13 protein-coding genes are annotated in these 20,719 nt (G+C 67.7%); 6 read left to right on the forward strand and 7 right to left on the reverse strand.

Annotation, left to right across the window (positions count from 1 at the left end; genetic code table 11):
• Window positions 1–97 precede the first annotated feature (97 nt).
• Together lptD and TSH64_RS15690 are read left to right on the forward strand one after the other, a co-directional pair.
• Window positions 98–2,494 (forward strand): LPS assembly protein LptD, encoded by a 2,397-nt coding sequence (lptD, locus tag TSH64_RS15685; protein ID WP_109446248.1) that lies wholly within the window; start codon window positions 98–100, stop codon window positions 2,492–2,494.
• A gap of 107 nt (window positions 2,495–2,601) precedes the next feature.
• The gene (locus tag TSH64_RS15690) at window positions 2,602–3,327 is read left to right on the forward strand and encodes a hypothetical protein (RefSeq protein ID WP_109446250.1); all 726 of its coding nucleotides are present in this window, start codon (window positions 2,602–2,604) and stop codon (window positions 3,325–3,327) included.
• Here TSH64_RS15690 and TSH64_RS15695 read toward each other — a convergent pair.
• From TSH64_RS15695 to TSH64_RS15710, 4 genes are read right to left on the reverse strand one after another with little or no spacing between them, the layout of a single operon-like run.
• A complete protein-coding gene (locus tag TSH64_RS15695) occupies window positions 3,318–5,381 on the reverse strand; it encodes a glycosyltransferase family 41 protein (protein ID WP_247872964.1) in 2,064 nt (687 codons plus the stop codon). The two genes, TSH64_RS15690 and TSH64_RS15695, sit on opposite strands and share 10 nt — an antisense overlap.
• Window positions 5,378–5,746, reverse strand: coding sequence for a YdbL family protein (locus TSH64_RS15700; RefSeq protein WP_109446252.1), 369 nt, complete (start codon window positions 5,744–5,746; stop codon window positions 5,378–5,380). The genes TSH64_RS15695 and TSH64_RS15700 overlap by 4 nt, the downstream gene beginning before the upstream one ends.
• On the reverse strand, window positions 5,746–5,994 hold the full coding sequence (locus TSH64_RS15705) for a YnbE family lipoprotein (protein WP_109446254.1): 249 nt from the start codon (window positions 5,992–5,994) through the stop codon (window positions 5,746–5,748). Before TSH64_RS15705 ends, TSH64_RS15700 begins: the two co-directional genes overlap by 1 nt.
• A gap of 8 nt (window positions 5,995–6,002) precedes the next feature.
• Window positions 6,003–7,628: a YdbH domain-containing protein gene (locus tag TSH64_RS15710; protein WP_247873375.1), complete on the reverse strand. Its 1,626-nt coding sequence runs from the start codon at window positions 7,626–7,628 to the stop codon at window positions 6,003–6,005.
• A gap of 280 nt (window positions 7,629–7,908) precedes the next feature.
• Here TSH64_RS15710 and TSH64_RS15715 point away from each other — a divergent pair, with 280 nt between their 5' ends.
• A complete protein-coding gene (locus TSH64_RS15715; RefSeq protein ID WP_109446258.1) occupies window positions 7,909–8,478 on the forward strand; it encodes a peptidylprolyl isomerase in 570 nt (189 codons plus the stop codon).
• Between the two features lie 87 nt (window positions 8,479–8,565).
• On the opposite strand, the gene TSH64_RS15720 is transcribed toward TSH64_RS15715, so the two are convergent.
• The gene (locus TSH64_RS15720) at window positions 8,566–11,253 is read right to left on the reverse strand and encodes a serine/threonine-protein kinase (RefSeq protein ID WP_247872965.1); all 2,688 of its coding nucleotides are present in this window, start codon (window positions 11,251–11,253) and stop codon (window positions 8,566–8,568) included.
• A gap of 298 nt (window positions 11,254–11,551) precedes the next feature.
• On the opposite strand from TSH64_RS15720, the gene TSH64_RS15725 reads away from it, so the two are divergent.
• Window positions 11,552–12,448: an aldose 1-epimerase gene (locus TSH64_RS15725; protein WP_109446262.1), complete on the forward strand. Its 897-nt coding sequence runs from the start codon at window positions 11,552–11,554 to the stop codon at window positions 12,446–12,448.
• Here TSH64_RS15725 and TSH64_RS15730 read toward each other — a convergent pair.
• Entirely contained in the window at window positions 12,445–13,302 is an 858-nt protein-coding gene (locus TSH64_RS15730; protein WP_109446264.1) for a lysozyme inhibitor LprI family protein, read from the reverse strand. The two genes, TSH64_RS15725 and TSH64_RS15730, sit on opposite strands and share 4 nt — an antisense overlap.
• Window positions 13,303–13,333: 31 nt before the next feature.
• Entirely contained in the window at window positions 13,334–14,221 is an 888-nt protein-coding gene (locus TSH64_RS15735) for a hypothetical protein (RefSeq protein ID WP_247872966.1), read from the reverse strand.
• A 291-nt stretch (window positions 14,222–14,512) separates the two neighbouring features.
• On the opposite strand from TSH64_RS15735, the gene TSH64_RS15740 reads away from it, so the two are divergent.
• Window positions 14,513–17,866, forward strand: a complete 3,354-nt coding sequence (locus TSH64_RS15740) for a transglutaminase family protein (RefSeq protein WP_109446266.1) — start codon at window positions 14,513–14,515, stop codon at window positions 17,864–17,866.
• A gap of 292 nt (window positions 17,867–18,158) precedes the next feature.
• Window positions 18,159–20,717: a circularly permuted type 2 ATP-grasp protein gene (locus TSH64_RS15745; RefSeq protein ID WP_109446268.1), complete on the forward strand. Its 2,559-nt coding sequence runs from the start codon at window positions 18,159–18,161 to the stop codon at window positions 20,715–20,717.
• Window positions 20,718–20,719 lie beyond the last annotated feature (2 nt).

Raw genomic sequence — 20,719 nt, forward strand, 5'->3', positions numbered from 1 at the left:
AGCGCTGCCACAGGGGGGACGGCGACACGGTGACATTGCCCGCGGAAGGGTCTTGAAACCGTTGACTTGGGCTTTCGCTTCCCCCAATCGTTCCGACATGCCCAAGCACGTCTCCCGGCGCGCCCGCGCCAAAGCTCCGACCGTCGCCAACCCCATCCTGCGCTCCGGCATCGTCGGGCTGATGGTGGCGTGTGGGGTCGCCGCCGTGGATCTCGCCCTTCCGGATTCGGCCAATGCCCAGACTCCGGCCAAGCAGGCGCTGACTCCGAAGCCGACTCCCAAACCGGCCGACGGACCGCTTCCGGGCAGCAAGCCTGCCGCTCCGGCCCAGGCCGGCGCGACCGGCACCGAATCCAAACAGGACCCTGTCCTGCTGACGGCCGATCAGGTCACCTTCGACGAGGTGAACAGCGTCGTCACCGCCAGCGGCAATGTCGAGCTGGCGCAGGGCAAGCGCAGCGTCCACGCCGACAAGATCACCTACAACCAGAAGACCAAGGTCGTCACCGCAACCGGCAAGATCCGGCTGGTGGAGCCGTCGGGCGACATCGTCTTCGCCGATTACGCCGAGCTGACCGACGATCTGAAGGACGTGTTCATCGAGAACATCCGCGTCCTGATGACCGACAACGGCCGCATGGCCGGCAACGAGGGCGAGCGGCGCGAGGGCCGCCTGACGCGCGTCAACCGCGGCGTCTACAGCCCTTGCGACCTGTGCAAGGAAGACCCCACCCGTCCGCCGCTGTGGCAGATCCGCGCCGTGCGCATCGTGCACGACAACGAGGAGCATGAGGTCCGCTATCGCGACGCGACGATGGAGATCTTCGGCATCCCCGTCGCCTACACGCCCTATCTGTCGCACCCCGATCCGTCCGTCGACCGCAAGAGCGGGTTCCTGACGCCGTCCTTCGGCAACAACTCCAATCTCGGCGCGATCCTCAAGACCCACTATTACTGGGACATCGCGCCGGACCAGGACGCCACCTTCGACCTGCATTACTACTCGCAGCAGGGGCCGCTGCTGGGCGGCCAATACCGCAAGCGGTTCGAGAGCGGACGGCTGGAACTGGAAGGCGCCATCACCCGCGGCGACGTGGCCAACACCACCATCGTGCCGAAGGAAACGCGCACCCGTGGCTACGTCGCGGCGCGCGGCCTGTTTGACATCGACGAGACGTGGCGCGCCGGCTTCGACATCAAGCGGGCCAGCGACCCGACCTTCCTGCGGCGCTATTACGATTTCCGCGAGGATTACCTGACCAGCAAGGCCTTCGTCGAAGGTTTCCATGGCCGGAACTATGCGGCGATCACCGGTTACAGCTTCCAGGACATGCGGTACGGGAACCCGATTCCGGAGCCCGTCACCCTGCCCTATGCACAGTACAACGCGCTGGGCGAGCCGGGCAGCCTGCTGGGGGGCCGCTGGTCGTTCGACACGAGCCTGCTGGCGGTGTCGCGCTTCAGGAATGCCGGCCCCGACACCCAGCGCGTCATGGTCCAGCCGGGGTGGGAGCGCAACATCGTCTCCAACGCCGGTTTCGTGACGACCCTGTCGGGCAGCGTCCTGGTCGCCGGCTATAAGGCGCAGCAGTTCAACTACAACGACCCGACGGTCCGCGGCGACGACACCATCAGCCGCTTCCGCTTCTTCCCGCAGGGGCAGGCCACCGTCCGCTATCCGTTCGTCCGCTACGGCGAAAGCTCGTCCCAGCTGGTGGAGCCCATCGGCCAGTTGACCTTTGCGCCGAAGCTGCCGAACGGCCGGCTCTTCCCGAACGAAGACAGCCTGGACGTCGAGTTCGACGATGTGAACCTGCTGCAGCCCAACCGATTCACCGGCATCGACCGGCTGGACGACGGCATGCGCTTCACCTACGGCTTGCGCGGAGCGATCTACGGCTACACCCAGGGATCGGCCAGCCTGTTCCTGGGCCAGAGCATTCGCCTGAGCGACAGCAGCGCCGGTTTCTCCGGCGATTCGGGCCTGGAGGAGCGGGTGTCCGATTATGTCGGCCGCCTGGATCTGCAGCCCGCCGACTGGCTTGACGTCAATTACGGCTTCCGCGTCGATCACGAGACCTTCCGTCCGCGCCGTCACTCGCTGAACGCCTCGGCCGGCGTGCCGCTGCTGCGGCTGTCGACCTCCTACACCTACGTCGACCAGACGACATCCCGCAACGCGGTCACCCGCAACCGGGTGGAGCAGGCGAACTTTGGCGTTTCGTCGCAGTTCACCGATCGCTGGAACATCGGCATCGCCCACACCCAGGCGATGGAGCCGCAGCCGGGCCCGCGCTCGAGCCTCGCCGTGCTGACCTATGGCGACGAGTGCCTGCTGTTCCAGACCATCGCCCGGCGCGACTACACGATCAGCACCACCGGCGAGAAGGACGGCAACACCATCTTCTTCCGTCTGGTCTTCAAGAATGTCGGCGAGTTCAAGAGCCCGGGCATCAACGCAGGCTTCCTGGGCGGCGGGTCGGCCAACCAGTAGTCGCCTTCGGGAAAAGACGGCACAAACCAACGGCCAGGGGGTTGCATCCCCTGGCCGTTGCCATTAGCCATTGAGGTCCGACGAGACAGCCCGCCACGATCGAAATCATGACCCTGGGACGTTACGACTACGAAAGACGGTACCGCAAACGCATGCGGGCCGGCGTGATCAAGTTCATGCTGCTGGCGGCACTCGTGCTGGGGGTCGGGCTTTTCTCCTACCAGATGGGAATCGAGCAGCTGAAGGGCCGCGACGTGACCCTGCGCGAGGAGATCGCCACGCTGTCGCGCCAGAAGGCGGAGCTGGAGCTGCTGGCCAGCCAGATGCAGCATGCCGCCCGCACCGCCGAGGCGCGCGCGGCCGAACTGGAAGGCCGCCTTCAGCGCGAGGTGCCGACCGGCGATCTCGCCAAGCTGAGCCAGTTGGTGGGGGAGCGGCTGAAAAGCGGACTGGACGCCAACCGCCTCGCCTTCGTCATCTCGCAGGCCCAGGTTCCGCGCAACTGCCAGCCGACCGACACCAAGCGCTTCACGCTGAGCACCCCGCTGCTGAAGGGCGGCGCACGCGGCGTCACCTTCGGCAACGGCACCGTCACGGTCACCGGCGAGGGGCAATCGGCGCACAACCCGCAAGGCAATGCTGAAAGCTGGTTCGATCCCGGCCAGCCGGTAACGATCCGCATCGCCGGCATGGGTGGCAAGGGCACCACGGTCAGCGGCGTCCTGCCTCTGCACCAGTCCCTGGTGGTCGACAACAGCGAATACCGCTTCACCATCGCCGCGGCCCAGCGCTCCTTCGTCGAGGTGACCGCCGACCGCTGCGCCTATCCCTGAGGCGGAACGGCGAATCCGCGCGGCGACTCTCCCGCCGCGTGGATGTCCCACATGGTCGTGAAAGCCGATTCGATGGAACGGGCGAACCGGTCGGTGTCGAACAGGGGAGCGGTGGCGCGAGCCCGCTCCAGCCGCAGCTTGAAAGCGGCCAGTTCGGCAGGCTGCATGGCCAATCGCTGCGCCGTCGCTTCATAGGCGTCCCAATCCGCCACAGCCAGTTCGGGCAAACCGGCCGCGTGCAGCAGGCTGGCGGCAACCCGCCCGGCGAAGGACCGGCCGGGGACCGTCAGCATCGGCAGCCCGGCCCACAGCGCGTCGCTCGCCGTGGTATGGGCACCGACTGGGGCTGAATCGAGGAACAGGTCAGCCAGCCGGTGGCGCGCGAGATGCGCCGGTCCCGGAAGGCGCGGGGCGAAGACCAGGCGTTCCGGCGCGACACCGCGGTCCTCAGCAACACCCCGCAGGTTGGCGGCGACCTCGGCTGGCCCGTCGAGCAGCCACAGGACCGATCCCGGCACGCGTTGCAGAATCCGGCACCAGCGACCGAACAGGTCCGGCCCAATCTTGTAGGACGCATTGAAGGCGCAGAAAACGACGGCCTCGGCCGGCAGCCCGCAGTCGGCGCGGCTTGGCATCGGCCCGATGGCGCGGTGCCGGTCGTTCGGCTGGTAGCTGTCGGGCAGATGGACGATGCGCTCGCTGTAGAAGCGCTGATGATCGGCTGGCGCCACCACCGGGTCGGCGATGACGTAATCGATGGCCGTGCTGCCCAGCGTGCCCGGATAGCCGAGCCACTGCGCCTGCACCGGTGCCGGCCGGTATGCCGCAATCCCCGGACGGGCATTCTGGGTGTGGCCTTTCAGATCGACCAGAATGTCGATGCCTGCCTCATGGATCAGGCGGGCTGCCGCCTCGTCGGTCAGGGCCGACAGGTCGAGAAGGCGGTCGAATGCGGCGACCAGCCGCTTGCGCAACGGCCCGCCGTCGTCGGGGCCGTGGGAGCAGCCAATGATCTCGAAGCGGTCGCGGTCGTGCCGTTCGATCAGCTCGGCGATCAGCACGGCGGTGGCGTGCTCGTGGAAATCGGCGGACAGATAGCCGATCCGCAGCTTTGCACCGCGGTCGGTGCGCTTCGGGAAGCCGGGCGGGATGCCCCGCGTCTTCCAGCCGGAATAACGCTCGGCACAGGCACGCTCCAGCGCCGGCCCTGCCCCTTCCCCCAGGAAGATCCAGGGGTGTGCCTGCTGCGTCCGTCCCTCCCGCACCAGATCGACCAGCCGGGCGGACAATGACGGCAGCCCATCCCAACGGCAGAGATGCCGGCGCTGCTGCACCAGTTGCGCCAGCACCCCTCCCGCATCGGGCAGGCCGATGCGAAGCGCGCGGTCGAAGCCGACGATGCTTGCCGGCGCGTCCTCCGCCGGACCGCCTCGCTGCCCGCGCTCCTTCAACGCAAGGGCAAGGTTGGCCTGTCCTTCCGCCAGATCGGGCTGCAGGCACAGGCAGGCACGGAAACCGGCAGCGGCGCGCTCCAGGTCGCCGCGGTCGCGGTGCAGGGCGGCCAGGGCCAGCCGGGCCGGCACCAGCTTATGGTCAAGTTCCAACGCCCGGCGCAGAGCCGCTTCCGCCTCGTCCAGCCGGCCAAGCTCGCGCAGGAGCACACCCTGGTTGCACGGCGCCGGTGCGAAGCCGGGCATCAGCCGGGCGGCTTCGCCATAGGCCGCGGCGGCCTCCGCCGGACGGCCGAGCGCCTGCAGGGTCACGCCCCAATTGTAATGGTTGCCGCCGAAATCGGGGAGCCAATCTAGCGCCTTGCGGTGATGCGCCTCCGCCTCCGCAAGGCGGCCCTGACGCCGCAACGCCTCGCCGAGGTTGGAGCGGGCGACCGCCTCCTCGGGCGTGCCGGCCTGCCCCAGCGTGTCGAGTGCGGCGAACAGGGCCGACAGCAACGCCGCGTCGCCCGCCTTGCCGGTAAGGCGGCGGCGCAGATCGCCGATGGCGCCCTTGCCGCTTTCCTTTCCGGCCTCCTTCAGGGTCGGCGGCGGTGAGGTCACTTGCGCTGCCACTCGCCCGCGGCGGTCATCACGAATTGTCCGGCCGGAGTGCGCTCGATCAACTGCTGGCCGGCAACCGCCTGGACCTTGTCCAGCGCCGTGCCGTTGCCCTTGGCGATCTCCTGATAGCGAGCGAGGCGCTGGGCGTTCACCTGCTGGGCCAGCGCCTGAGCGGAAGCAGGCGCGCCCGGAACCACGCCGACCATCCCGTCCGGGCGTTCGCCCAGCTGACCGGCGGCTTTGGCGGCGGCCAGCGCATCCTGGGCCAGCACCAGTTGCGGCATCGCGACCGCCAGCAGGCCGGCGGCGAGTGTGGAGAGGGCAAGCCGGTTGAAATGTCGGCGGCTGAGGGGGCTTCTCGTCATCACTTCTTCCCCTTCGTCGAAGAAGGCGCGGTATCGGTGGGAAGGCCGAACAGGGCGGGGTCGTTGCGGATCGCGTCGTCGACGTCGCGCTCCAGCTTGACCCGCACCTCCTGCTCGATCCGGACATTCAGGTTGATCTCGATGGGCTTGTCGGGCGCCTCGATCTTCACCGTCGGGGCGCAGGCGGCAACGGCGGTGGAGATCAGCAGGGCGGCCGTCAGGCCGATGTGGGAAAGTCTGGTAACCATGGTGGCGATCAGTGGTCCTTCTGGTCGGAGCCGGTCATCCGCTCCCGCACTGTGTCGGGAATCCGGTAGACGTCGAGGTTCTGGCGCAGAATCCGGTCGAGCGCGCCGGACAGCTTAAGGTTAAGCGCAACCGGATAGCCATCGTAGAATGACGGGTTGGCCCCGCGCAGGGAAAAGCCGGCGCTGAGTTCGCCGCCGGCCTGCCCGTCGATGGTGATCCGCAGGGTTTCGTAATGGAAGTCGGTCAGGGCGCCCATCAGCATGGCGGTCGGGCTTCCCTCCTCCCCCTTCAGGCCGGATGGCGGCTGGGCGGGGTCGTAACGCAGCGTGCCGGGACCCGCCGATTCGAGGACACCGCCGTTCAACGTGACCGTATCGCCGGCAAGGACCACAGGGAGGGTACCGGCCAGCTTGCCGCTTGCCTCCAGCCCATCCACGGCGATCAACTCCAGCAGCTTTGCCGCATCGATGCCGTCAGCATGCAGGGTGACAGTTCCCTTCGGCTTGTCGGGTGACAGTTCGAACGGGTCGGCATGGAGCGTGCCGCCGGCCCAGCGCCACTCGGCCCGGTCGACATCGAGACGCCCGTCACGGCCATAACCGAACAGAAGCGTCCCATCCGTCAGCGGAATGCCGACATCCAGCAGGCCGATGGACAGCTTCTGCCCGTCCGGAATCACCGGGGGCGACAGGCTGGACAGGGCGACCGTACCGCTGACACCGGCAACCGTCACCGGACCGGCGGCGCCGGCCAAGCCCTTGACCACCGCTTGACCGGCCGTGGTCAAGCCCTTGGGGGTCAGGGAAAGCGTCGCCTTCCCGGACAGCGTGCCGGACGCTTTCTCCAGGAAGGTCGCGCCCAACGGCGAAATGGCGGCGAGACCGGGTCCGTTCTCGGCGAGTCGGATCGGCTTCGCCACCGCCTCCAGCCGTCCGGTGCCGGCGGTCTGGTCATAGGTGCCGTTAAGCGTAACCGTGAGAAGGCCGTTTGCGCCCTTGGCGGTGCCGTCGATGGTCCACGGAGCTTCCCCCGCCTGAACCGCCTGCATGGTGACGGCCAGCGGCACGACGGGCGCCGGCTTGGCCGTATTGGTCAGCCGTACGACGGTGGCATCCGCCCGGCGTCCGGTGCCGTCCTGCCCCAGCCGCAGCACGACCTGCTCGGCCCGCAGACTGCTCGTCGGCATGTCGAGCCGCGGCGCTTGCAACTCTGCCGCGACGGTCATGGAACCGGGCGTCCAGCGCAGAAGCTCACCCTTCCGCGCGGCGCACAGCGTCGCTCCCTGCGGCAGGTCGAGACGCTGGCCGGAAACCGTCAGTCCGTCCGCCTTGGCCGGCAGGCAACCGTCGGGGGTCACGGTCACGGCGCCGCCATCCGTCCCGACCACCAGCGCGCCGAACAGGACCAGCCGTCCCGACATCGGCAAATCCAGCGCCTTGGCCGCCGCTTCGAGCGGGCCGCTGTCGCCGGAGATTTCGAGCCGCAGCCCCTGCCACCCGTCGGCGATGCGCAGTCCGGTGACGGTCACCGTGGCACCGGTGAAGCCGGTCCCACGCAGCACTTCGGTCGCGGTGGCGCCGATCAGCGCCGGTCCGGCCAGGATCACCCCGCCCAGCCCGACGACGCCAAGCATCACCGCCACCGCCGCCGTCCCCGCTATCGCCCTCCCCAGCCTCAATGTTCCTGCCCCTTCCCGTCTGCTCGTCAGGACCGGCATGCCACGTCCACGCCCGGATGAACACCCGGACGAGCGGCCGTCATCCGTGACCTTTGGCGGATCTTTCGGGTGTCAGACCGACCGGCCCGTCTATCGATTGGCCGACCGGTCTAACTCCCCGCCAGCGCGGCTTTGCATTCCGCCGCTTTTCCCCTATGGTCCGGGGCGCGGATTTCGGCTCATCGGAGTGTTTCGCATGAAGCGGTGGACCCGCGCATTGCTGGCGGCTCTGTTCGCCACAATCTTCACAGTCTCGTTCTTTACAGTTTCTCAAGGGGAGGCGAAGGCCTTGGATCCGGAAAACACCATTTACCTCGACCTGAAGGACGGTCGCGTGGTGATCGAACTGCGGCCCGACCTGGCGCCGAACCACGTCGCCCGCATCAAGGAACTGACCCGCCAGGGCTTCTACAACGGCGTCGTCTTCCACCGCGTCATCGACGGCTTCATGGCCCAGACCGGCGATCCGACCGGCACCGGCATGGGCGGCTCCGGGCAGAAGCTGAAGGCCGAGTTCTCCAGCACCCCGCACATCCGCGGCACCCTGTCGATGGCCCGTGCGCAGGATCCGAACAGCGCCGACAGCCAGTTCTTCATCTGCTTCGCCCCGTCCCAGTTCCTGGACCGCCAGTACACCGTCTGGGGCCGGGTGGTCGAGGGCATGGAGTTCGTCGACATGATCAAGAAGGGCGATCAGGCCCGCAACGGTCAGGTCTCGAACCCGGACAAGATCATCAAGATGCAGGTCGCTGCCGACGCGAAATAACGTCGCCGGATCAGCCGATCAGAAAAAGGGGACCGGTTCGCCGGTCCCTTTTTTCTTGCACGCTGATTCCGAACCCGGAGTCCGGCCTCAGCCGCCGGACAGCGCGTTGGTCATGGCCCGCAGCAGATCCTTCATCGATTGCGGCCGGTCCTGCCAGCGCATGGACAGCCCCGACAGAAGCACCTTCTCGAATCCGGGCGCCAGCGCCACGCCCAGTTCCGACGGCTTCGGCACCCTGTCGTTCATGAAACGGGCAGTGGCGTCGGGCGGCGTACGGCCGGTCAGAGCCAGATAGATGGTGGCGCAAAGCGCATAGACGTCGGACCAGGGGCCCTGCCGCCCCTCATTGGAATATTGCTCCGGCGGGGCATAGCCCGGCTTGAGGATCACGGTCATGCCGGCCCCCGGACGGGCGGTCTGCCGCGCGGCACCGAAGTCCAGCAGCTTGCGGTCGCCGCCATTGGTCAGGAAGATGTTGTCCGGGCTGATGTCGCGATGGATCAGCCCCTGGTCGTGGATGGCCTGCAAGGCCTTGGCGATCGGCATCACCACGGCCAGGGTCCGCTTCACGTCGATGCGTCCGCCGCTGTCGACCAGATACTTCTTCATGGTGCGGCCCTCCAGCAGCTCCATGACCAGATAGGCGGTGCCGTTCTCCTCGAAGAAATCCTGGACGCCGACGATCTCGCGCACGTCGCGCAGCCGGGCGAGCGTCCGCGCCTCCTCCAGAAACTTCTCCAGACCGGCGGCGAAGGTCTCCGCATGTTCGTCCGAGAAGGGGGAGACCGCGGCGGCGTTGGGAACGCGGGCGATCAGGTTGGCCGGATAATATTCCTTGATCGCCACCTTCACCTGCAACCGGTCGTCCCAGCCCAGATAGGTGGCGCCGAATCCGCCCTGCCCCAGCACCCTCCCGGCCCGGTAGCGGCCATGCAGCAGCGTGCCGGGCACAAGATGCACGCCCGGCCGGTTGTCGGACTTTTCGGGGAAACCGCAGGCGGCGCAGGTGCCGACACTTCCTTGGGCACCCTTTGGGGGGCTTCCTTGTGCCGTGTAGCAGCTTGGGCACAGGCCGGGCCTGCCGGAGGAGGCCGGCTTCGACACCGCTGTGCCTGTCGGCTGCTGGCTGACCGGGTGAAGGATTGTCTCGGCGCCGCGCATGCCTTTTGGGAGAAGCGCGGGGGCCGGAAGCTGTGGCACCTCCACGGTGTGCTGCACCGCCGCCTGAGGAAAAGGCGGCAGAACGGGAGGCGGGGCGGGCGAGGTCGCCAACTGGCGCAGCCGGTCCAGCAGTTCCAACAGACGCCGGACCTCGGCCTGGGCGACTTCGCTCTCCGGCTGGGCAAGTTCGGCCTGGAACTGCGGTTGGCGGACGATCTCGAGGATGTGCTGGCGGATCAGCGGCAGCGCCCCGTCCTCGCGGATCAGACCGGAGCAGGCGACCTCCGCCAGCCGGACGGTACGGCGGCGCAGGACCGGTTCCACCTGCCTCAGGCGGACGGCGAGCTGGCCGGTCTTCACATAATCGTCCACCGCCCGTTCGGCCCTTGCGGCGATCCGCTCGCAGGTGTCGGCCGGCAGCGGAGCGGAGCGGATCGCCGCCAGAGCACGGAGGAAGTCCCGCTCCAGCAGAGCCGTGTCGGGCGTCTGCACCAGCATGTTCTCGATCAGCAGCTCGTTGCAGACGGCGGCCTCCAGCGAGGCGAGGATCTCGTCGGCATGCCGTTCGGCGGCGGAGACCGCGGCGACGCGGGTCAGGTAATGGATGCGGCAGATCAGGTCCGATTGCCCCTCGCCAAGCCCGACGATCGACCGGCGATAGGCGCTGGCTCCCCCCTGCTCCAGCCGGCGCGAATAGCGTACAGTCAATGCATCGGCCATCGCCGCGCCGCCGATCAGCCCGTCGCGGGTCAGCAGATGGCCGACCAGCGTCTTCAGCATCTCCGCCTCCTGATCGAAGGCGCCACGTCCCAGCGGCTGGGGCGCCTTCAACTGGCGGCGGATGCGGTCGAGCACCGCGGCCTTGGCCTGGGGAAGCTTGTTCTGGCGGAACAGGGCGTTCAGCACGCCGACGCGGTTCGGTCCGATGGCTTCCATGCCGATCCGGCCGAACAGCAGGTCGCACAGGGTTCCCAACAGCGCGCCGGGCAGCAGGTTGGCGCCGAACAGCTCCGCACCCGCCGCGGACGAGGCCAGGATGTCGCCGATCACCCCATCGACCGCCGCGGCCAGCCGTTCATCCCGATCCCGCTGGTGCAGTTCCAGCAGCCGGTCCAGCTTGCCGTTCCAGGTCTTGATCTCGACAAGCTCCAGGCCGATGGCGACGCGCAGGTCGTAATCCGCATCGCCGGTCGGTGTCTTGCTCCCCTGGGACAGCAGCCAGTCGACGGAGGTGCGGCCGCGCGGCATGGCGGCGAAGGCAACCTGGGCGACCCGGGCTTTTGCCCAGATCTCGTCCACCGCGGCACGGATGGCGCGGCGGCGAACCTGAAGCTCCTGCCCCGGCGCGCGTGCCTGGATCGTCGCGATCCTGGTGATGGCTGCCTCGACCAGGGAGCCCTGCTCCAGGCAGGATTTCAGCGGCTTGGCGAGATGGATCAGCTCCGTCGGCGTCAGAAGCAGCGGGTCCAGATACGACCGCATCGCCACCCCGATCACCAGACGCGCCGGCAGCGCATGGTAATCCGCCAGCGCGCCGCACAGCTCCGCCTCATCGAGCATGGCCATGGCCGGCTGGGGTGTCGGCGTTGCGCGGCTGAGCTGGGGACTGGACACTCAGGGCCTTTCCATCAGATGGCGGATGGTTGCAGCCGGGACGCAACAACAGCGCCGCGCCTGCGTTGTCGATCGAGCCGGCGCGCCGCGCCGGTCAGGGCACGCCGCTGGAACATACCGCCCGGGAAGCATGGTTGCGCAGCGAGTGTAAATGACGGGTGTACGATACCTGCATTTTTCATCAAAAACACAAGAGTTGTGTCAGCATTGCGCCATGCTGGCCGTTGACTGCGGGGGCCGTTCCCTTCGCTCTTCGCATGTGCGATAAAAAATGGAACGCTGACGATGGGGGAAACGCATGATCCGGAACGGCACCATCATCGCGTTGCGACACGGGCCGATGACTCTCACGGCGGCCCCCCACTGCGGTGGCTCACTGGCGAGTTGGAGCCTGTCCACCGCCGATGGGCCGGTAGAGCTGTTCCGTCGGGCGTCCGACCGGGCGCTGGCCGGCGATTTCGCCCCCGACATGGCCTGTTTTCCCCTGGTTCCCTTTTCCAACCGCATCGGCGGCGGCCGGTTCGTCTTCCAGAGGCGCGAGGTGAGGCTGGCGACCGATCCGGGCTCGCCGCACCGCATCCACGGCCATGGCTGGTCCACCCCGTGGAGTGTCGAGGCTGTGACCGACGATGCCTTGCGGATGGGCTTCACCCACCGGGCGGACGATTGGCCCTGGAGCTATCGCGCGGCGCAGACGGTGGCGCTGGACGGTGAAGGTCTGACCGTCACCTTGGAGCTCATCAACGAGGCCGACAGCGACATGCCGGCCGGACTGGGGCTGCACCCCTATTTCGTCAAGACGCCGGGCAGCCGGGTGACCGCCGATGTGAATGGCGTGTGGGAGAATGACGAGACCATCCTGCCCTGCCGCAAGCGCCCGCTGCCCCCGGCCTGGGATTTCCGCCACGGCGTGACGATGGACCGTGTGGCGCTGGACAACGGCTTCACCGGTTGGAGCGGTTCGGCGACGCTCGACCGCCCGCAGGAGCGGCTGCGCCTGACCATGCTCGCCGACGGGCCGGCCGCCCACCTGATCGTCTATGTTCCGGCGGAAGAGCCTTACCTGTGCCTGGAGCCGGTCACCCACATGACCGATGCGCTGAACCATCCGCAGGAGCCCGATGCCGGCGTCATCGCCCTGCCGCCGGGCGAACGGCTGTCCCTGACCGTCCGCTTCCTGCTGTCGCGGCTTTAGCGGCAGCGCACGAATTCTGCGGCGAAGGTCGCCGGCGGCTGCATGCGCAGGACCAGCCGGTCGAGGCGCGGCGAATCGGCCGGCAACAGCCGCAGGGTCGCCAAAGGTGCCGGTGTGCCTTCCGCCGGACCGGCGGGCAGGAGTGCCACCCCCCGGAGCGGATCGCCGTCGGTCGCCAGCGTACCGTTCAGCGGAAACTGCGGCAGCCGCGCATCCACCGCGTGCAGGCCGCGATCTGCCCCGATCTCCAGATAGGAGCTGCGGCAATCGTCGATGGCGGCGCGGTCGGTCGGATCGGCCTTGGCCCAACGCCCGGTGAGTGTCGACAGCGCCACCTTGCGGCTGAAGGGCGGGAGGTGCGGCTCGGGTGGGTCGAACCGGCGGGCGGCGGCACCGGCGACGGACAGCGGCAGGTCGCCGACCGGATGCGAGCGCGCCTGACGCTCCGTCTCCAGCGCGGCCGTGCGCTGGCGAAGAACGCGCAACAGGCAGTCGCTGCGGGTCTTGCCGGCCTTCGAGTCGGCAAGATCGGCCGCAGTCACCTGACAGGCCTCGTCCCGGCGTGCCCGCCAGACGGTCTGGGCGTCCGCAATCGCCGCACGCCCGGTGTCGTCGGTGGTGTCCCCCAGCGCCGCCAGCGCGGCGTCCATCGCCGCACTGGCCTCCGCAAGCTTCGGATCGCGACAGGTCAGCTGCGCCACCGGCGTCTCCGCCGTTTCGCAGCCGGGCGCAGCCGGCGCCGCCGCTTCGGGCGACGGGGTATCCGCCGAAGCCGAAAGGGCGGGGACCGCGGTCATGACCGAGAGCAGGGAGCCGGCAGCCAGAAAACCGCCAACCAGGGACAGGGCGCGCATCGCAGGAAACCTTGGATGGGGAAACGGGACGTCACGAACCGGGGAAAGCCTCCAGCACGGCCTTGACCTGACGCTGGAAATCCTGGTCGGTGCGATAGCGCGTCACGACCGACTTGTCACGCTCCACGAAAAACAGCATGTCGTCGCGGCTGGGCAGCATGCGCGGGTTGGGCTTTTCCAGCAGCTCGCCATTCCAGTCGACTCGGGCCATGAAATAGACGGCTCGGGCGAACAGCATGAACAGCTTGTTGTCGGGCGCCAGCTTTTCCCGCCGCAGCAAAGCGAAATAGTAGTAATTGCGTCCGTGGAAATAGCTGGTGTGGATGGCTTGCAACGCGGCGAAGCGCTCGTCGGGACTGTTGACCTTCTTGATCTGCTTTTCCAGCCGGAAGCCGGCGAAAAAGTATTCCCGCGCCTCATGCTCGAAGGAGAAGGGGCTGCCTTTGATCAGCGCCATCTGCTCACCGTAGCGCTTCAGCGCACGGGTCATCAGCAACTCGAGAAAACGCCGTTCCGCCGCATGGGTGTCGGGGATGTTCGGCAGCATCTCGAACACATGGCGCAGATGATAGGGGTGGCGCACGACGACGATGGGAACCGACAGCGTCTTGCTCTTTGCCGGCGCCCGCTTCTCCGCAACCAGCGTGACGGCGGGCGACAGCGACGCCATCGTCGCCTGGATGGTGTCGTACAGTTTCCAGCGTAGGCGGGTCTCCGCCGACTGGCTTCCCAGATTCATCCGGGCAAGAAACCGCTTCACCCGGCTGCCGAAGGTCTCCTTCGGCAGCTTGTGCGTCGGCAGGTTGGGCACGACCAGCGGATTGCCGAGGATGTCGGCCGGAGGCGGCAGCGGCTTGAAGTTGAAGTATTTGCCGGTGACAACGCCCCGCCCGGCGCCGCCCAAGCCTGCGTCGCCCATACCGCCGGAACCCCGGTTGCCGCCCGCTGATGAAAAAGCCGCCACCGACACCATCCAGACGCGAATCCCCGCCGCAACGCCAGCCCGTTCGCTTAGGATATAAAGGGTAACGCGAACGGAAGAAAGCCGCAGCGCGCGTCACAGGCAACTTCGTGACTTTTTCGCAACTGCGGTAGGGTCGGCGCCGGGGCACCCTGTCGGGGCGGATTTATCGGTGTTACCGTTGCGGTGGCGACCCTGGACCTAACCATGGCGCGAACATCATCGAACAGGCATGAGGCGGGGTTTTCAATGGCGATCCACGTCGCGCTGAACCACAAGACGATCTATCGCTACGACCGGCCGGTCTCCCTCGGCCCCCAGATCATCCGGCTGCGCCCGGCGCCCCATTGCCGGACACCGATCCTCAGCTATTCCCTGAAGGTCACGCCCAAGCAGCATTTCCTGAACTGGCAGCAGGACCCGCAATCGAATTTCCAGGCCCGATTCGTTTTCCCGGAAAAGACCCGAGAGTTCGTTGTCGAAGTCGATCTCGTCGCCGAGATCGCCGCGATCAACCCGTTCGACTTTTTCCTTGAAGAGAAGGCGAGCCACATCCCCTTCGCCTACGAGGACTGGCTGCAGCGCGAGTTGCGCCCGTATCTGGAGACGGAGGTGCCGGGCGCCGAGCTGGCCGCCTACCTGACGGACATCCCGCGGGACAAGACGCCGACCATCGACTTCCTGGTTGCGGTGAACCAGCGGCTTCAGCAGGACATCGGCTACGTCATCCGGCTGGAGCCCGGCATCCAGAGCTGTGAGGAAACGCTGACCAAGCGCACCGGGTCCTGCCGCGATTCGGCATGGCTGCTGGTGCAGATTCTGCGTCACCTGGGGCTGGCCACCCGCTTCGTCTCCGGCTACCTGATCCAGTTGACCGCCGACCAGAAGGCGCTGGACGGCCCGTCCGGTCCGGAAAGCGACTTCACCGACCTGCATGCCTGGGTGGAGGTGTTCCTCCCCGGCGCCGGCTGGGTCGGGCTCGATCCCACCTCCGGCCTGCTGGCGGGCGAAGGGCACATCCCGCTGGCCTGTACCCCCGATGCGTCTTCCGCCGCCCCCATCTCCGGCCTCGTCGACGAGGCGGAGGTCGAGTTCGGCCATGAGATGTCGGTCACCCGCATCTACGAGGCGCCGCGCGTCACCAAGCCCTACAGCCCCCAACAATGGGCGGCCATCGAGGCGCTGGGCCACCGCGTCGACGAGGTTCTGAAGGCCGAGGATGTCCGCCTGACCATGGGCGGCGAGCCGACCTTCGTGTCCATCGACGACATGGACGGCGCCGAGTGGAACACGACGGCGCTCGGTCCGCAAAAGCGCAGGATGGCCGCCGACCTGATCCATCGGCTGATGGCGCGCTTCGCCCCCGGGGGCCTCCTGCATTTCGGCCAGGGCAAATGGTATCCCGGCGAATCGCTGCCGCGCTGGGCGATGACCGTCTATTGGCGCCGTGACGGCGAGGCGCTGTGGGCGAACAGCGACCTGCTGGCGCGCGAGGACACCGATTACGGCCACACGGCGCAGGATGCCGGCGTCTTCCTGATGGCGCTGGCGAAGCGGCTGGGCCTCGACCCGAACCTCGTGCTCGGCGCCTATGAGGATCCCTGGCACTACCTGCGCAAGGAATCGCAGCTTCCCATCAATGTCGATCCACTGAACAGCAGGCTGGAGGACAAGGAGGAGCGGGAGCGGCTGGCGCATGTCTTCACCCGCGGCTTGGCGGAGCCGGTTGGCTTCGTCCTGCCGATCAACCGGCGCATGACCCAGCAGGGCCCGGTCTGGCTCTCCAGCACATGGCCGCTGCGCCAGGAAAAGCTGCTGCTGATCCCCGGCGACAGCCCGGTCGGCTACCGCCTGCCGCTGGGGTCCCTGCCCTGGGTGTCCAAGACCGACTATCCCTATGCCTGGGAAACCGACCCGTTCGAGGATCGCGGCCCCTTGCCGCCGCATCCGGTGCAGCGCCGGCAGGAGATCCGCGGCGCCGTTCAGGAATCCGACCGCGGCGTCCACACCGACAAGCGGATCGCGCAACGCCAGCGCATCATGGCGGAAATCCGCGACGAGCTGCCTGAAGAGGGTAAGTCGGCCTGGTGGGTGGTGCGCACCGCCCTGAGCTGCGAGGCGCGCAACGGGCGCCTGCACCTGTTCATGCCGCCGATGAGCACGCTGGAAGACTATCTGGCGATGCTGGCGGAGATCGAGGCGACGGCGGTCGAGCTGGACATGCCGGTGGTCATCGAGGGCTACCAGCCGCCGAAGGATCCGCGGCTGAACTCGCTGGCCGTCACCCCGGACCCCGGCGTGATCGAGGTGAACATCCACCCGGCCCACAGCTGGGACGATCTCGTGCGCAACACCGTCACCCTGTACGAGGATGCGCGCCAGTCCCGCCTGGGGGCGGAGAAGTTCATGATCGACGGGCGCCATTGCGGCACCGGCGGCGGCAACCATGTTGTGATGGGTGGCGCCACCGCGGCCGACAGCCCCTTCCTGCGCCGCCCCGACCTGCTGCGCAGCCTGATCACCTACTGGCAGAACCACCCTGCCCTGTCCTACGTCTTCTCCGGCCTGTTCATCGGCCCGACCAGCCAGGCGCCGCGGGTGGACGAGGCGCGCGACGACCAGCTCTATGAGCTGGAGATCGCCTTCAACCAGATCGATCAGGCGGCGGCGAGCGGCAATTGCCCGCCCTGGCTGGTCGACCGGGTGCTGCGCAACCTGCTGGTCGACGTGCAGGGCAACACCCACCGGGCGGAGTTCTGCATCGACAAGCTCTATTCGCCTGACAGCTCCACCGGCCGCCTCGGCCTTGTCGAGTTCCGCGCCTTCGAGATGCCGCCGCATGCGGAGATGAGCCTGACCCAGCAGCTTCTGATGCGGGCGCTGGTCGCACGCTTCTGGAAGCACCCCTACAAAGGCCGTCTGGTGCGCTGGGGCACCGACCTGCACGATCGCTTCATGCTGCCGCACTTCCTCCAACAGGACATGGCCGACGTGCTTCTGGATCTGCGCGACCATGGCTATCCGCTGGAGAACAGCTGGTTCGCGCCGCACTTCAACTTCCGCTTCCCGGTCTATGGCCATGTCAACCAGCGCGGCATCACCATGGAACTGCGCATGGCGCTGGAGCCCTGGCACGTCCTGGGCGAGGAACCGGGCGGCGGCGGCACGGTGCGCTATGTCGACAGCTCGGTGGAGCGGGTGCAGGTCCGCGTCACCGGCCTGATCGACGCCCGCCATGTCATCACCTGCAACGGCCGGCGCGTGCCGCTGATCCCGACCGGGGTGGAGGGCGAGTTCGTCGGTGGTGTGCGGTACCGCGCGTGGCAACCGCCCTCCTGTCTGCATCCGACGATCCCGGTCCATACCCCGCTGATCTTCGACATCCTGGACAGTTGGGCCGGCCGGTCCATCGGCGGCTGCACCTATCACGTCATGCATCCGGGCGGACGCAACTACGAGACCTTCCCGGTCAATGCCAACGAGGCTGAGGGGCGCCGTCTGGCCCGCTTCTTCCCCTTCGGCCACACCCCCGGCCCGATGGACAGCCCGGCGGAGGAACGCAACCCGCAATTCCCGATGACGCTGGATCTGCGGCGGGGCTGAGTCCCGACGACCCGACGGCGTCGGATCGGTCTGCAATTTCCGGCAAGCCGGAGCGTCGCATTGCGCGGCGCTCCGGTTTTTTCGTTTCAGGACATCGGCCTGCGATCATCCATCAATGACGGGATCGCCACGGAATCTTTCCTCTTTCGGATGGATCCCCGGCCCACCGGCCTTGCATCGACGGGCTGGGACGTTCAGACTGTTGCTTCCTTCATAGGCAATACGCACCAGTCAGACCTTGTCCCAGCCCGATCAGCCATTCCGCGCGCCGGCATCCGTGGTCCCGTCCGGGATGCCGCCGGTCCCTTTCACCCAGGGATCGCTGTTCGGCGAGGCCGACGCCATCGGCTATGGTTCCGGACAGGTCTATGACGAGATGGTGAACGGCCAGGGCCGGCTGCGGCCGCACTGGCAGACCTTCATGAGTTCGCTGGGGCCGCTCGATTCCGAACAGATGGCGCAACGCTGGGAGGAAGCGCGGCGGCTTCTGCACCAGAACGGCGTCACCTACAACATCTACGGCGATCCCAACGGGATGGAGCGGCCCTGGCCGCTCGACATGATGCCGCTTCTGCTGCCGGCCCATGAATGGAAGGCCATCGAATCGGGGCTGATCCAGCGGGCGTCGCTGCTGAACGCCATCCTGACCGACATCTATGGACCGCAGACGCTGACCCGCTATGGCCGGTTGCCGCCGTCGGTGATCCATGCCGACCCCGGCTTCCGCCGCGCGGTCCATGGCATCCGGGTTCCGAACGACGTCCATCTGCATTTCTACGCCGTCGACCTCGCCCGTGCACCCGACGGTCGCTGGTGGGTGCTGTCCGACCGTACCCAGGCACCGAGCGGCAGCGGCTATGCGCTGGAAAACCGCGCGGTGATCGCCAAGGTCCTGCCCGACAGCTTCCGCCATTGCCAGGTGGAGCGGCTGAGCGGATTCTTCGACACCTTCAAGGAAACGCTTTTCTCCATCGCGCCGCGGACCAGCGCCGCCGGGCGGTTGCCGCGCGTGGTGCTGCTGACCCCCGGCCCCTACAACGAAACCTACTTCGAGCATGTCTATCTCGCCCGCTATCTCGGCCTGACCCTGGTGGAAGGGGCGGACCTGACGGTGCGCGACCGGACGGTCTATCTGAAGACTTTGTCCGGGCTGGAGCAGGTGGACGTGATTCTGCGCCGGCTCGACGCCGATTTCGCCGACCCGCTGGAGATGCGCGCCGACAGTTCGCTCGGCGTCGCCGGGCTGATCGAGGCGGTTCGGGCCGGCACCGTCGTGATGGCCAATGCGCTCGGCTCCGGCCTGATGGAATCGATGGCGATGAAGTCGTCGCTGCCGACGCTGTGCCGCCATCTGCTGGGGGAAGAGCTGCGGTTGCCCGGCGTCGCCAGCTGGTGGTGCGGCAACGATGCGGAACGCGCCTACGTCATCGACCATCTCGACGGCCTGGTGATCAAGCCGGCTTTCCCATCGCTGTCCTTCGAGCCGATCTTCGGCGCCCAGCTGTCGGCCGCCGAACGCTCCGCCCTGACCGAGCGGATCAAGCGCCGCCCCTGGTATTTCGTGGCGCAGGAGCAGATGGCGCTCTCCACCGCTCCGGTCTGGCAGGATGGCCGGCTCCAGCCGCGCCCGCTGGTGCTGCGCGTCTTCCTCTGCGCCACCCCCAGCGGCGGCTATGCGGTGATGCCCGGCGGCCTGACCCGCGTGTCCAGCGAATCGGGACGGCTGGTCGTGTCGATGCAGAGCGGTGGCGGCAGCAAGGATACCTGGATCCTGGCGCCGCGGCGTGCCGACGTGGCAGCCAACCAACCTCGTCCGTCGGCGCTGGCAATGGAGCCGACGGCAAGCGGTGCGCGACCGTCCGCCAACGACTTGCCCAGCCGCGTCGCCGATGGCCTCTATTGGCTCGGCCGCTATGCCGAACGGGCGGAGGGGGCGCTGCGCCTGCTGCGCGCGACGCAAAGCCGTCTGATCGACAGCAACATGCCGGGCGCCACCTTGCAGCAACGCCCGCTGCTCGACCTGCTCGGCTCGCTCGGCATGATCCCCGCGGAACTGGCGCGGGTGACGGAAAGCGGCACCAGCCGCGGCCTGCGCGACGCGCTGCACGCGGCGGTGACGGACCCGGACCATCCGAACAGCCTGCGTGCCCAGGTTCTGAGGCTGCACCGCACCGCCTATTCGGTGCGCGACCGTCTGTCGATGGACATGTGGCGGGTGGTGTCGGCAATCGACCGCCAGACCCAGCAGCCGAAGGGACGCATGGACGCGGCCTCGCTGCTGCTGCGGCTGGACGACGCGATGATCATGCTGGCCGCCTTCTCCGGCCTTGAACAGGATAGCATGACGCGGGGGGCCGGCTGGCGCTTCCTCGACATCGGCCGGCGGATCGAGCGGTCGCTGCATATGGTGGCGCTGATGCGCGGGGTCCATGTCGCCGATCTCGACCGCCAGGACGAGCCGATGCAGGCCGCCACCCTGTCGGTGCTGCTGGAGTTGGGCGAGAGCGTGATGACCTATCGCGCCCGCCACCTGACCAGCGTGCTGCGCACGCCCGTGCTGGACCTGCTGTTGGGCGAGGAAGCCAATCCCCGCGCGCTGGCGTTCCAGCTGGCGGCACTCGACCGGCACATGCGGGCGCTGCCCAGCCAGGGCGTCGGCACCGGGACGGACCCGACCGGCGGCGCGCTGGCCATCGTCGCCGCCGCGCGCAACAGCCTGGAACGCACCGACGCCATGGCCTCCAGCGAGGCGCTGCGCACGCTGCTGGACACGTTGGCGATGACGCTGCCGGACGTGTCGAATTTCCTGGCTCACGCCTATTTCAGCCATGCCTTCGCAAGATCGGCCTGACG

It is taken from the genome of Azospirillum sp. TSH64 (genome assembly GCF_003116035.1).
Taxonomy (GTDB): Bacteria; Pseudomonadota; Alphaproteobacteria; order Azospirillales; family Azospirillaceae; genus Azospirillum.

Excerpts from the sequence above, each read along its gene's own strand:
- lptD (WP_109446248.1), top strand. The coding sequence starts at position 98 with ATGCCCAAGCACGTCTCCCGGCGCGCCCGCGCCAAAGCTCCGACCGTC.
- TSH64_RS15690 (WP_109446250.1), top strand. The coding sequence starts at position 2,602 with ATGACCCTGGGACGTTACGACTACGAAAGACGGTACCGCAAACGCATG.
- TSH64_RS15700 (WP_109446252.1), bottom strand. The coding sequence starts at position 5,746 with ATGACGAGAAGCCCCCTCAGCCGCCGACATTTCAACCGGCTTGCCCTC.
- TSH64_RS15705 (WP_109446254.1), bottom strand. The coding sequence starts at position 5,994 with ATGGTTACCAGACTTTCCCACATCGGCCTGACGGCCGCCCTGCTGATC.
- TSH64_RS15710 (WP_247873375.1), bottom strand. The coding sequence starts at position 7,628 with ATGCTTGGCGTCGTCGGGCTGGGCGGGGTGATCCTGGCCGGACCGGCG.
- TSH64_RS15715 (WP_109446258.1), top strand. The coding sequence starts at position 7,909 with ATGAAGCGGTGGACCCGCGCATTGCTGGCGGCTCTGTTCGCCACAATC.
- TSH64_RS15725 (WP_109446262.1), top strand. The coding sequence starts at position 11,552 with ATGATCCGGAACGGCACCATCATCGCGTTGCGACACGGGCCGATGACT.
- TSH64_RS15730 (WP_109446264.1), bottom strand. The coding sequence starts at position 13,302 with ATGCGCGCCCTGTCCCTGGTTGGCGGTTTTCTGGCTGCCGGCTCCCTG.
- TSH64_RS15735 (WP_247872966.1), bottom strand. The coding sequence starts at position 14,221 with ATGGGCGACGCAGGCTTGGGCGGCGCCGGGCGGGGCGTTGTCACCGGC.
- TSH64_RS15740 (WP_109446266.1), top strand. The coding sequence starts at position 14,513 with ATGGCGATCCACGTCGCGCTGAACCACAAGACGATCTATCGCTACGAC.
- TSH64_RS15745 (WP_109446268.1), top strand. The coding sequence starts at position 18,159 with ATGCCGCCGGTCCCTTTCACCCAGGGATCGCTGTTCGGCGAGGCCGAC.